The sequence below is a fragment of the Lysobacter sp. TAB13 genome, from assembly GCF_052113885.1.
Classification (GTDB): Bacteria; Pseudomonadota; Gammaproteobacteria; order Xanthomonadales; family Xanthomonadaceae; genus Lysobacter; species Lysobacter gummosus.
This window is the reverse complement of record NZ_JBFRDR010000002.1, coordinates 424,919-437,500: the sequence shown is the minus strand read 5'-3', so window position 1 is coordinate 437,500 and position 12,582 is coordinate 424,919. Positions and strand designations below refer to the sequence as shown.

The window sequence follows — 12,582 nt, the reverse complement described above, 5'->3', positions numbered from 1 at the left end:
CCGCACACTATACAGCAGTTTTCGTGAACGTCAACCGAACTGCGGGCCGCGCATCCTACAGCATGTTTCCGATGCGTCAACTACCCATCAAAACCGCTGTTTTCTGCGCCCCAACCACTCGATGAACAGGGCGGCGGGCCGCGCATCTTACAGCATCATCTTCGACCGTCAACTCCTGCCGAATCCGCTGTCTTCCGCGCTTCCCACCGGCCGAACAACTTGCCGTTGGGAGCCGCACATTATGCGGACATGAACGGGGCTTGGGAAGGGGGTGGGGCGAGAAATGAACAGGGAATCGTCGGCCGGCGGTCAGACGCCTGATGCGGCAAGGTTTGGGTGGGTCTATGCGGACTGGGAGGCCCTCACCCCGGCCCTCTCCCGCAGGCGGGAGAGGGAGTTGGAGCCACCACGGGTCAGGAAGGCATCTCTGAACGGGGCTTCGCGGCTCGCTTAAGTAGTTGCGAGCCTTCCACACGGCTCGAAGGCCGCCACTGGCCTCTAACTACGCCCCTCTGCCGCCGATCAAGCCGAAACCAGGCGCACCCGGGCGAAATTGCGCTTGCCCACGGCCAGAACACCCTCGAACCCCGGCGCGAACACCAGTTGCGGGTCTTCGACCACATTGCCGTCCACCCGCACCGCCCGCTCCTTGAGCTTGCGGTTGCCTTCGCCGTTGCTAGGCGTCAGCCCGGCGGCGACCAGCAGGGCGGCGATCCGCAAGCCTTCGGCCGGGACGGCGACGTCGGTCAGCGGCAGCGAGGTGATGTCGCCCTCGCCGCGCACCGCCGCGTTCCAGCCAGCGACCGCGGTTTCCGCCGCCTCGCTGCCGTGGAAACGCGCGGCCAGCTCGCGCGCCAGGCGCAGCTTGAGGTCGCGCGGGTTGAGCTGGCCGGCCTCGATCTCTTTCTTGAGGCTGGCCGCCTCGGCGATACCGATCTCGAAGCTCAGCAGATCGATCCAGCGCCACATCAGCACGTCGTCGATCTTCATGGTCTTGGTGACGATGTCGATCGCCGGCTCGTTGATGCCGATGTAGTTGCCCAGCGACTTGGACATCTTGTTGACGCCGTCCAGGCCCTCCAGCAGCGGCATGGTCAGCACGATCTGCGGCGGCTGGCCGTGGTGCTCCTGCAGGCCGCGGCCCATCAGCAGATTGAATTTCTGGTCGGTGCCGCCGAGCTCGACGTCGCACTTGAGCGCCACCGAGTCGTAGCCCTGCACCAGCGGATACAGGAATTCGTGGATCGCGATCGACTGCTGGGCGGCGTAGCGCTTGGCGAAGTCGTCGCGTTCGAGCATGCGCGCCACGGTGTGCTGGCCGGCCAGGCGGATCATGTCGGCCGCGCTCATCTGGCTGAACCACTCGGAGTTGAAGCGCACTTCGGTGCGCTCCTTGTCGAGCACCTTGAACACCTGCTCGGCGTAGGTCTCCGCGTTGGCCAGCACGTCTTCGCGGGTCAGCGGCTTGCGGGTGACGTTCTTGCCGCTGGGATCGCCGATCATTCCGGTGAAATCACCGATCAGGAAGATCACCTGATGGCCCAGGTCCTGGAACTGCCGCATCTTGTTGAGCAGGACGGTGTGGCCGATATGCAGGTCGGGCGCGGTCGGGTCGAAACCGGCCTTGATCCGCAGCGGACGGCCGAGCTTGAGCCGGGCTTCGAGCTCCTCGCGCTTGAGGATTTCGTCGGCGCCGCGGGCGATCAGGTCGAGGGCTTCTTGTACGGAGGGGGACGCGCTGTTCAAAGGCTGGACTCGGGTACGGCCGCGACCGGCTTTTGTTAACGCCATCACGGATTCGGGTTAAGTGGAAGTTAAACGAAACTGTACTGGTCGGTGACGAAAAACCCCATTCAGGTCAAGGGTTTGACGCGTACTGCTCGCGTGTCTATGGTAACGCCGCAACGTTGCCTTCACACCTCGCGCGAGGGATCCATCCAATGACAGTACCCGAGCAGGCTTCCAGTGTGGGCGCCGAGCGCCGAGAACGCCTGAAAGCCTTGCGCGAGGCCGCACTGAAACGTCCGGTGCTGGCGCGTCATTTGTCGGATGGATTCAACGGCCGCTGGACCGGGCGCCAGTGGGTGCAGGCCGGTCTGTTCGCGACCCTGGGCATGATGGTCGCCGCGATCGTCCCCGGTTTCAGCCAGTCCACCGCATCGGTGCGCGCACATGAGCCGCGCCAGTCGCTGGCCCTGGCGTTGCCGCCGCTGACCCTGGCCCGCCTTAAGGGCGAAACCGGCGACAGCTGGCAGCTGGTCCGCGTCAACCGCGGCCAGACCCTGGGCGCGGTGTTCAAGGAAATGGAGATTCCCACCTCCACGATGCACCAGATTCTCGAGCAGCCGGGCGCGAAAGAAGCCCTGATGCGGATGAAGCCCGGCACCGAGCTGGGCTTCGACATGCCGGTCAACGGCGCCCTGCGCACGTTCCGTTACGACAAGGACGACAGCCACCGGGTCGAGTTGAGCCTGGCCGGCGACAAGATCACCCAGAAGGTGATCAACCGTCCGACCGAAACCCGCACCGTGGTGCTGAGCGGCAAGGTGGGCAAGTCCTTGTTCCGTTCGGCGCGCAAAGTCGGCCTGACCGCGGCCAACATCAACACCCTGACCGACGACATCTTCAAGTACGACATCGACTTCAACGAAGACGTCGGCACCGACGACCGTTTCAGCGTGGTGGTCGAGCAGACCTGGCGCGAAGGCGAATTGCTCAGCACCGGCCCGATCCTGGCGGCGACCTTCACCAGCGAAGGCAAGCTGCACACCGGCTTCCGCTTCGATCGCGGCGGCAAACCCGAATACTTCACCGGCGACGGCCGTCCGCTGAAGAAGAGCTTCATCCGCATGCCGATTCCGTATGCGCGCCTGACCTCGGGCTTCGGCTCGCGCCGTCATCCGGTGCTGGGCAATATCCGCATGCACATGGGCGTGGACTACGCCGCCGGCACCGGCACGCCGATCATGGCCGCGGGCGATGCGCGCGTGCAGTTCATCGGCTGGAAGGGCGGTTACGGCCGCGCGGTGATCCTCGATCACGGCCGCGGCTACACCACGCTGTACGGGCACATGTCGAACTTCAGCAAGGTCAAGCCGGGCCAGCGCATCGCCCAGGGCACGGTGATCGGCTACGTCGGCAGCTCGGGCCTGGCGACCGGTCCGCACCTGCATTACGAATTCCGCGTCAACGGCGTGCACCGCAATCCGCTGTCGATCACCATGCCGCCGCCGGAGCCGCTGAGCGGCGTGGCGCTGGCGCAGTTCCGCAATCAGACCGGCGTGGCGCTGGCGCGCATCCGTCAGGTCGAGAACGTCATCTACGCCGATGCCAGCCCTGTGCAGACGGCGCCCACGGCGCCGGCCAAGACGGTTGCGGTGGCGGCGAAGAAGAAGACCCGGCGCGGCTGACTGGTGCGCGGTGGGTAGCGAAAAAAGGCCTCTTCGGAGGCCTTTTTTGTTTTTGGAGTGCCGTTGAGAGCCGTCGTTTTGGCGCGAGCGGCGGCGACGGAATCGTGCTTGCTTCGCCTGTGCGATGTCGCGCCGCTCCCGCAATGAGTGTCCGATGCTGGCGTCGATAAGCCGGATACTGGAGCATCGGTCTTTCAGGACTCAGGACGCTTCGCAATGATTGAGAACTCTTCTGTCCCGGCGGTTACTGACGCGAGTCAACCGCCTTCAGGCCTTTATCTTGGACTGATCTCCGGCACCAGCGCCGACGGCATCGACGCCGCGCTGGTGCGCTTCCAGGCCGGTGCGGAACCGACTCGCTGCGAGTTGCTGCTCGGCCGAACCTACGCGTGGAACGAAGCGCTGCGCGAACGTCTGGTCGCCCTCGGCCAGGGCGGCGATGCGCGTTCGCTGGAGGAACTGGGCACGCTGGACATCCAGGTCGCGGAAGCCTTCGCCGATGCCGTGCGCGCATTGATCGACGAAGCCGGCGTGAGCACAGGCGACGTGCAGGCGATCGGCTCGCACGGCCAGACCGTGCGCCATCGCCCGGCCGGCGCGCGTTACGACGGCCAGCATCCTTTCACCTGGCAGATCGGCGACGGCGCGGTGATCGCCGAACGCAGCGGCATCGCCACGGTCGCCGATTTCCGCCGCCGCGATGTCGCCGCCGGCGGCCACGGCGCGCCGCTGATGCCGGCCTTCCACGCCGCGCTGCTGCATTCGCCGGACGAAGACCGGGCCGCGTTGAATCTCGGTGGCATCGCCAATTTCACCCTGCTGCCGTCGCGCGGCGCGGTGCGCGGTTTCGACACCGGCCCGGCCAACTGCCTGATGGACGCGTGGGCGCTGCGCCATCTGGGCCAGGCCTTCGACGCCGACGGCGCGTTCGCGGCGCAGGGTCAGATCGACACGGCGCTGCTGGCGCGGTTGCTGGATGAGCCGTGGTTCGCCCAGCCGCCGCCCAAAAGCACCGGCCGCGAACAGTTCCAGCTGGCCTGGGTGGAATCGCGCCTGAGCGGCGTCGAGCGGCCGCAAGACGTGCAGGCCAGCCTGCTCGAACTCAGTGCGATCACCATCGCCGACGCGCTGCGCGCGCATCAGCCGGCGACGAGGCGGGTCTTGGTGTGCGGCGGCGGCGTGCGCAATCGCGCGCTGCTGGACCGGCTGGCCGCGCAACTGCCGGGCGTGGTCGTGGAATCCACCGCGGCGTTCGGGCTGGACCCGGATTTCGTCGAGGCGATGGGCTTCGCCTGGCTGGCGCGGCAGACCATCGCCGGGTTGCCGGGCAACCTGCCCAGCGTGACCGGCGCGCGCGGCTTGCGGGTGCTGGGGACGGTGCATCCGGCCGCCTGAGGTCGGGCGGTCGAAGGGGCTCCGGTAACGGGAAAGCGGCGTTCTGGCGCTCGGGGCCTATGGCTTCGATGCGCTGCGCTGACGGGCGTCGCTGCGGTGCTTACGCCGGGTCGCGGCGCGGACGGAATTCTTCCAGCAACTCCAGGCCGCTCAGGTCGGGCCCGGCCACGCGCTTGGTCGGCGCTTCCTGCGGCTCGGCGCGGCCGATCAGGGAGAAACCCGGGTCGCTGGGGATGTCCTGCAGGGCGGCGATCGCCTCCTGCAACACCCCGGCGTCCTGGTCGCTGAAACGCCCGACCATCTCGGCCTCGACCACGAACAACCCGCTCTCGATCAGGTGCAGCGCGGTGCGTTGCAAACTCCACCCGCGCGCCTCCGCGACCCGACGCAGGCGGTCGGCCAGGATCGAATCCAGGTTGTGCAGGATGATGTCGGTCACTGGCGCCAAATTGCACCGTTCCGGTCACGTTCGCAACACGAAAGTGGCGAAAACACGTTCAGGAACACTACCGCCGCGGTCGTCTTGCGCTGTCGCCAAGTAACGCAAACGGCACGTTCAGGCCAGCGGCGGCGTCACCAGCGGCGGCTTGCGCACGGCCAGGACGATGCACAGCACCAGCGCCGGAATGCCGATGACCGCGGTCGCCACGAAGAACAGCGCGTACGCCTCCAGCAGGCTGCGCCCGGCTTCCAGATGCTCGACCGCGAAGCCGGACAATCCCTTGAGCATCTTGCCCAGCAAGGCATAGAACGAGCTGAGCAGCGCGTACTGGGTGGCGGTGTAGCCGGCGTTGGTCAGGCTGGACATGTAGCCGACCAGGGCCACGCCGGCGTAGCCGTTGCAGAAGTTGTCGATGACCATCGCCGCGGTGAACACGCCGGTGTCGCCGCCGTGCAGGGCCAGGTAGGCGAAGGCCAGGTTCGAGCCCGGGCCGAGTACGGCGCCGGCGATCAGGGTGGCGATGAAGCCGAAGCGCACCGCGCTCAGGCCGGCGACGGCGACGCCGGCGATGGTCGCGATCAGCCCGAACGAGCCGCGCACGGTGCCGACGGTTTCCTTGTCCACGCCCAGGTCGGCGTAGAACGGGTTGGCCATCGGCCCCATCAGGAAATCGGGCAGCCGGAACAGGCTGATGGTCAGCAGGATCAGCAGCGCCCAGCGGCCGTGCTGGCGGAAGAAGGCGATGAACGGACCGACCAGGGCGTCGAACAGGCCGCGCGCGGTGAACAGCGCCGGATGCGGCGTGGCCGCGGCGAGCACGCTGGCCGCCGGCTCGCGCGCCGCCAGCACCGCCAGCACACCCACGCCCATCAGCACCGCCATCACGTCGTAGGACAGCGACCAGCCGGCGTGCGCGGCGAGAATCAGGATCAGCGAGTCGGTGACCAACAACGCGCCGCGATAGCCCAGGGTGGAGGTCGAAGTCAGCAACCCCTGCTGCTCGGCGCTGTCGGCGCTTTCGATGCGCCAGGCGTCGATCACGATGTCCTGCGTGGACGAGGCGAATGCCACCACCAGCGCCAGCGCGCCGAACACCAGCAGCTGATCCAGCACCACCCCGCCGATCAGCAACTGGCCCTGGCGCGGTTCGACCCAGGCCATGCCGACCAGGGCGATGGCGGCGACGATCTGCGACAACAGCATCCAGCCGCGGCGCCGGCCGAGCCAGCGGCCGAACAGCGGCGCGTCGAGCTTGTCCACCAGCGGCGCCCACAGGAACTTCAGCGAATAGGCCAGGCCGACCCAGGACAGCACGCCGATCATCGACAGCTCGATGCCGTTCTCGCGCATCCAGAAGCCGAGCGTGTTGCCGACCAGATAGATCGGAATGCCCGAGCTGAAGCCCAGCAGCAGCATCACCAGCACCTTGGGCTGGCGCAGGTTGCTCAGCACCAGTCGCCAGCCCGTGCGCGCGGGCTTGGCGGCCGGGGCGGCGGAATCCGAGGCGCCGGCCTCAGAGGTCATAGTCGACGCTGAACGGTGCGTGGTCGGAGAAGCGCGGTTCTTTCAGGATCGAACATGCGCGCAGCTTGTCGCGCAGGCCCGGGGTGGCGAGCTGGTAGTCGATGCGCCAACCCACGTCGTTGGCGCGCGCCGCGCCGCGGTTGCTCCACCAGGTGTAGTCCTGGGCGTCGGCCTTGAGCGCGCGGTAGGTATCGACCCAGCCCGCATCGTCCGTGCACAGGCCGTTGAGCCAGTCGCGCTCGGGCGGCAGGCAGCCGGAATTCTTCTGGTTGCTGGTCCAGTTCTTGATGTCCAGGCGGCTGCGCACGATGTTCCAGTCGCCGCACAGCACGTACTCGCGGCCGCTGGCTAACCACTCATCGAGGATCGGCTTGAGCCAGTCCATGACTTCGAACTTGAAGCCCTGGCGCAGCTCGCCGGAGGAACCCGAGGGGATGTAGAACGACACCACGCTCAGGTTGCCGAAGCGCGCTTCGATGTAGCGGCCCTCGTCGTCGAACGGCGCCCAGCCCAGGGCGGTGCGGACCTCGTCGGGTTCGCGCTTGGCGTAGATCGCCACGCCGCTGTAGCCCTTCTTGGTGATCGCATCGCGGAAGAAGGCGCGATAGCCGTCGGGCAGAAACGCAGGGCCGGTGAGCTGATGTTCCTGCGCCTTGGTTTCCTGCACGCAGAGCACGTCCGCGTTCTGGGTCTTGAACCAGTCGAAGAAACCCTTGGTCGCGGCCGAGCGCAGACCGTTGGCGTTGAAGCTGATGATGCGCATGCGCGCTCCAGGGCACGAAGTGCGCACGATCATAGCAACGGCCGGGCGCGGGTATCATGCCGGATATGACCGCTGCGACCGACCGACCCATCCCGGCTGCCGCGCCCGCGCCGGTGCGCGTGAGCGTGGTCTCGCCGATGCTGGCGCCGGCCGTGCGCGCACTGCAGGTCGCGCCGGAGCAGCTGCAATTCGTCGGCGACACCGGCTACAACCTCGACCAGACCCGGCTCGACCCCAACAGCGAAGCGATGGCGGTGCTGGCCGGCGAGCGCGTGGTCGGCTTCTACCGCCTGGATTTCAGCGTCGCCGCGATCGCCGGACGCGCCCTGGGCGAGCCCAGCGTGGGCCTGCGCGCCTACGTCATCGACCAGCGCGAACAAGGCCGCGGCTACGGCACCGCCGCGATGATCGCCTGCGCGCAGGACCTGCGCCGCCGCTACCCCGAGCGCCGCCTGCTGGCGCTGACGGTGAACGTGCGCAACCGCTCGGCCTACGGCGTCTACCTGAAAGCCGGTTTCGCCGACACCGGCGAGCTCTATCACGGCGGCTCGGCCGGCCCGCAGCACCTGATGCTGCTGCGCCTGGCGCCGGCGCCCACCTCTTCCCCTTCCCCCGACCGTCCGCTTCCATGACCGACCATCGCACCCGCTTCCTGCAACTCGCGCTCAAGGCCGACGCCCTGCGCTTCGGCGAGTTCACCCTCAAGTCCGGGCGCGTCAGCCCGTACTTCTTCAATGCCGGGCGCTTCGACTCCGGCGCCGCCCTGGCCGGCCTGGGCGCGTGCTACGCCGACGCCATCCAGGCCCACGGCCTGGACTTCGACCTGCTGTTCGGCCCGGCCTACAAGGGCATCCCGCTGGCGACGGCGCTGGGCTGCGAGTACGCGCGCCGCGGCCGCGACCTGCCGCTGGCGTTCAACCGCAAGGAAGCCAAGGCCCACGGCGAAGGCGGCATGCTGATCGGCGCGCCGCTGGCCGGGCGCCGGGTGCTGATCGTGGACGACGTCATCACCGCCGGCACCGCCATCCGCGAAGCGCTGGCCCTGATCGGCGAGGCCGGCGGCACCGTGGCCGGGATCGTGATCGCGCTGGACCGGCAGGAAGCCGTGGACCCTGCACAATCCCGACGCTCGGCGGCAGAAACTGTCGCAATCGAACACAGCCTTCCGGTGGTCGCGATCGCCACGCTCGACGATCTGCTTGCCTTCACCGGCGAAAGCGCGGAATTTTCCACACAGCGCGAGCGCCTGCTGGCCTACCGTGCGGCCTATGGGCGCGACGCGCAGCACTGAGCGCAGCACGCGATGCGGGCGGCCGGCATTCGCCGCCGCATCGACCCGAAATCGATTTGTGATCGATCGCACACGCCGGAGGCAGACGATGGCCCGACTCTTGCTTCATGCCTTGTCGCAAACCCTTTGGTTCGACGGCGAGAACGCGACATGAAAGCACTGCACACCCTGATCGCCGGCGCCATCGTATTCGCCCTGGCCGCGCCGCTGGCCTTCGCCCAGGACGGCAAGCCGGCCAAGAAGCTGTATTGCTGGAACGAAGGCGGCCGCAAAGTCTGCGGCGACGCACTGCCGGCGCACGCGGTGGACAGCGCGCGCACCGAGATCAGCGCCAAGAGCGGCCTGGCGACCGGCCAGGTGGACCGCGCCCTGACCCCCGAGGAACGCGTGGCCGCGCAGCAGGCCGAGCGCGCGGCGCGCAGCGCGGCGATGGCCGAGGAAGCGCGCAAGCGCCGCGACCACGCCATGGCCGAGTCGTACGCGACCGAGCAGGACCTGCGCAATTCCTTCCAGGAGCGCATCGTGCTGCTGGATGAGACCGTCAAGGCCTCGCAGTTGGGCATCGAAGGCCGTCGCCAGACCCTGCTGAGCCTGCTGCGTAAGGCCGGCGAAGCCGAGCTGAGCAGCAAGCCGGTGGGCAAGGTGCTGGCCGACAACATCCGCAACCAGCACGACGAACTGCTGCACCAGCAGGCGACGTTGAAGCAGCAGCAGCTCGAACGCAGCACCGCCGACCAGGATCTGGCTTCGGCGCTGGAGCGTTACAACACGATCAAGGCGGCTAAGCCGGGTCGGGGGTGAGGTTGTAGGTCGCTGGTTGTAGGTCGCTGGTTGTAGGTCGCTGGTTGTAGTTCGTCGGTCGTCGGTTGTAGCTCGCCAGTCGCCAGTCGCCAGTCGCCAGTCGCCAGTCGCGACGCTCTCACACCTCGTCATTCCCGCGAACGCGGGAATCCAGGGCCTTTCGTGCGAGAACGCCTGAAGTCGCTGGATTCCCGCGTTCGCGGGAATGACGGCCTGGAACGATGGCGCTGAAGCCTCTGGATTCCCGCCTTCGCGGGAATGACGGTCTGGAAGGATGACGCTGAAGTCGCTGGATTCCCGCGTTCGCGGGAATGACGGCCTGGAAGGATGGCGCTGAAGGCTCTGGATTCCCGCCTTCGCGGGAATGACGGTCTGGAGAGAGACGCTCAAGTCTCCAAAACACCAGCGCACCCAGCCTCATAAAAAAACGCCGCGGCAAGCCGCGGCGTTTTCGTATCTGGCAAGCACCGTCCGATCAGACCGGCGCCCATCGCCCAATCAGAACGGCAACTTCAAATCCGCCTTGATCGCATGCAGCTGCGTGCGGAACGCGGTCTGGATGCGGTCCATCGCCTCATGGCTGTCGGCGTCGAAACGCATGACCAGGATCGGCGTGGTGTTGGACGCGCGCACCAGGCCCCAGCCGTCGGGGTAGTCCACGCGCAGGCCGTCGATGGTGGACAGGCGCGCGCCTTCGAACGAGGCCTCGTTGCGGAAACGCTCGACGAAGGTGTGCGGGTCGCCGTCGGGCGCATCGACCTTGATTTCCGGGGTCGAGATGCCGTTGGGCAGGCCGTTGAGGGTCTCGGTCGGGGTCTGCGGCTGCGCGGCCAGGATCTCCAGCAGGCGCGCGGCCGAGTAGATGCCGTCGTCGAAACCGTACCAGCGCTCCTTGAAGAAGAAGTGGCCGCTCATCTCGCCGGCCAGCTCGGCGTCGGTTTCGCGCATCTTCGCCTTGATCAGCGAATGGCCGGTCTTCCACATCAACGGGCTGCCGCCGTGACGCAGGATGTGGCCCGGCAGGCGGCCGGTGCACTTCACGTCGTAGATGATCATCGCGCCGGGGTTGCGTTCGAGCACGTCGGCGGCGAACAGCATCAGCAGGCGGTCCGGGAAGATGTTCTGGCCGTCGCGGGTGACCACGCCCAGACGGTCGCCGTCGCCGTCGAAGGCGATGCCCAGGTCCGCGTCCAGGCGCGCCACCATCTTGATCAGATCGGCCAGGTTGTGCGGCTCGCTCGGATCGGGGTGATGGTTGGGGAATTCGCCGTCGATCTCGCAGTACAGCGGGGTGACCTCGGCGCCGATCGCGGCCAGCACGCGCGGGCCGATGTCGCCGGCCACGCCGTTGCCGGCATCGACCACCACCTTGAGCGGGCGGTCGATCTGGATGTCGGAGGCGATGCGCTGGACGTAGTCCTCGGAGATGTCGCGCGGGGTCAGCGTGCCCGGCTCGGCGGCGGTGTGCAGGCGGTTGCTGACGATGCGCTGGTACAGATCGGTGATCGCCGCGCCCGACAGGGTCTCGCCGCCGACCACGACCTTGAAGCCGTTGTAGTCCGGCGGATTGTGGCTGCCGGTGACCGACACGCACGAGCCGGCGCGCAGGTGATAGGCGCCGAAATAGATCACCGGGGTCGGCGCCATGCCGATGTCGATGACGTTGCGGCCGGCCTTGCGCAGGCCCGAGATCAGGCCCTCGATCATGGCCGGGCCGGACAGGCGGCCGTCGCGGCCGACCACGATCTCGGTCAGGCCCTGATCGTGCATGACCGAACCGATCGCATGGCCGATCATCTCGGCCACGCCGGGGTCCAGGGACTGGCCGATCACGCCGCGGATGTCGTAGGCGCGGAAAATGCCGCCGTCGATGCTCACCGCGCGGGGCGCGGCGCTGAGGGAGTTATCGGTCACGTTGCCTGCATTGATATCGAAGGGGGAAGCGATCATGGTCTCAGCCAGCGTCTGAACCGGACCTTCCTCCACCACCGGCGCCTCGTGCCCCAGGCGTTGACGCACGCGCATCAGCACGAACGCGAGCAGCGCCAGGATCACCGCGGCGATGAAGCACGGCAGCGCGCCCAGGCCGAGCGGGCCGCCGGCGATGTCCGGCACCGCGGCGGCGACGCGCAGGTCGCTGCCGGGGATCTTCGCCGCCATCGCCTCGGCGCCGTTGCTCAGCGCGGCGTCGCCGCGCTCGACCACGTTGTAGCCGCCCTGGCGCAAGGCCATGTAGCTGCTGCCGTCGACGTCGGCCTTGTCGATGCCGTCGCTGATGCGCTGCAGCGGCAGTTGCACATAGGCCACGCCGACCAGTTGCCCGCCGACCCGCGCCGGCGCGGCCAGCGCGAGCACCGGCTTGCCGCCGTCGCGCACGATCGCCGCCATCGGCTTGTCGGCGACGATCGCCGCTTCCATCGCGCCCAGCCGGCCGTAGCCGCTCTTGGGCAGATTCTCGTAATCCAGGCTCAGATCGGCCGGCAACACCGCGCCGGCGCTGGCGCCGGGCCAGTCCTTGGTCAGTTCCGCGGCGGCGGTCTTCAGATCGCCGGCGGTCAGGGCGGCCTGCATCGCCGGCGCGTCGAGGTGCTCGCGCAAGCGCTTGTGCTCGACCCCGAGCGCGTCGTGCGCGCTGGCGACGGCGGCGTCGCGCTCGCTGGCCAGATCCGAGCGGCGCGAGGAGTCCAGGTGCTGCTGCACGCCGGCCCAGCCCAGCCACAACGCCAGCACGCCGCACAGCAGCGCCAGCGGCAGCATGACGGGCTTGAGTTGCGCCGCCGACATCTGCGGCTTTTCGAATTTCACATCCACCATACCCAGAGCCCTTCCCCAGTGTGTCTCGTGTCGCCGAATGATCTGACCCGGATGATCCGGAGCCGATGGTTCCGACCGTGCAGCGGGCGATACCGCCCAGTTTGCACTGCCGCGCCTTGTCGGTTCCGTCTACTGCGCCTCG

10 protein-coding genes are annotated in these 12,582 nt (G+C 67.8%); 5 read left to right on the top strand and 5 right to left on the bottom strand.

The features are described from left to right. Positions 1–522: 522 nt before the first annotated feature. On the bottom strand, positions 523–1,746 hold the full coding sequence (gene tyrS / locus AB4Y92_RS04610; protein ID WP_235112014.1) for a tyrosine--tRNA ligase: 1,224 nt from the start codon (positions 1,744–1,746) through the stop codon (positions 523–525). A 194-nt stretch (positions 1,747–1,940) separates the two neighbouring features. Between tyrS and AB4Y92_RS04605 the strand changes: the two genes are divergently transcribed. Both AB4Y92_RS04605 and AB4Y92_RS04600 read left to right on the top strand, forming a co-directional pair. Next, positions 1,941–3,410 carry a M23 family metallopeptidase gene (locus AB4Y92_RS04605; RefSeq protein WP_441818579.1) on the top strand — a complete coding sequence of 490 codons (1,470 nt, stop codon included), beginning with the start codon at positions 1,941–1,943 and terminating at the stop codon, positions 3,408–3,410. Between the two features lie 216 nt (positions 3,411–3,626). Then, complete coding sequence (locus tag AB4Y92_RS04600; RefSeq protein WP_441818578.1) at positions 3,627–4,805, top strand: anhydro-N-acetylmuramic acid kinase; 1,179 nt, start codon at positions 3,627–3,629, stop codon at positions 4,803–4,805. Between the two features lie 100 nt (positions 4,806–4,905). Here AB4Y92_RS04600 and AB4Y92_RS04595 read toward each other — a convergent pair whose 3' ends face one another. The 3 genes from AB4Y92_RS04595 to AB4Y92_RS04585 form a co-directional block, all read right to left on the bottom strand. Continuing rightward, positions 4,906–5,244, bottom strand: coding sequence for a hypothetical protein (locus AB4Y92_RS04595; RefSeq protein ID WP_386816693.1), 339 nt, complete (start codon positions 5,242–5,244; stop codon positions 4,906–4,908). 117 nt (positions 5,245–5,361) lie between these two features. Further along, positions 5,362–6,771, bottom strand: coding sequence for an AmpG family muropeptide MFS transporter (locus tag AB4Y92_RS04590; RefSeq protein WP_441818577.1), 1,410 nt, complete (start codon positions 6,769–6,771; stop codon positions 5,362–5,364). Further along, on the bottom strand, positions 6,761–7,534 hold the full coding sequence (locus AB4Y92_RS04585; protein ID WP_441818576.1) for an exodeoxyribonuclease III: 774 nt from the start codon (positions 7,532–7,534) through the stop codon (positions 6,761–6,763). The genes AB4Y92_RS04590 and AB4Y92_RS04585 overlap by 11 nt, the downstream gene beginning before the upstream one ends. A gap of 56 nt (positions 7,535–7,590) precedes the next feature. Between AB4Y92_RS04585 and AB4Y92_RS04580 the strand changes: the two genes are divergently transcribed. From AB4Y92_RS04580 to AB4Y92_RS04570, 3 genes are all read left to right on the top strand, one after another. Next, positions 7,591–8,166, top strand: a complete 576-nt coding sequence (locus AB4Y92_RS04580; RefSeq protein WP_441818575.1) for a GNAT family N-acetyltransferase — start codon at positions 7,591–7,593, stop codon at positions 8,164–8,166. After that, the gene (gene pyrE, locus AB4Y92_RS04575) at positions 8,163–8,825 is read left to right on the top strand and encodes an orotate phosphoribosyltransferase (RefSeq protein ID WP_235112025.1); all 663 of its coding nucleotides are present in this window, start codon (positions 8,163–8,165) and stop codon (positions 8,823–8,825) included. The genes AB4Y92_RS04580 and pyrE overlap by 4 nt, the downstream gene beginning before the upstream one ends. Before the next feature lie 150 nt (positions 8,826–8,975). Next, positions 8,976–9,626, top strand: coding sequence for a hypothetical protein (locus AB4Y92_RS04570; RefSeq protein ID WP_441818574.1), 651 nt, complete (start codon positions 8,976–8,978; stop codon positions 9,624–9,626). Positions 9,627–10,124: 498 nt separating this feature from the next. Here the strand turns inward: AB4Y92_RS04570 and AB4Y92_RS04565 are convergent, their stop codons facing one another. Next, complete coding sequence (locus tag AB4Y92_RS04565) at positions 10,125–12,440, bottom strand: phosphomannomutase/phosphoglucomutase (RefSeq protein ID WP_441818573.1); 2,316 nt, start codon at positions 12,438–12,440, stop codon at positions 10,125–10,127. Between the last annotated feature and the right edge of the window lie 142 nt (positions 12,441–12,582).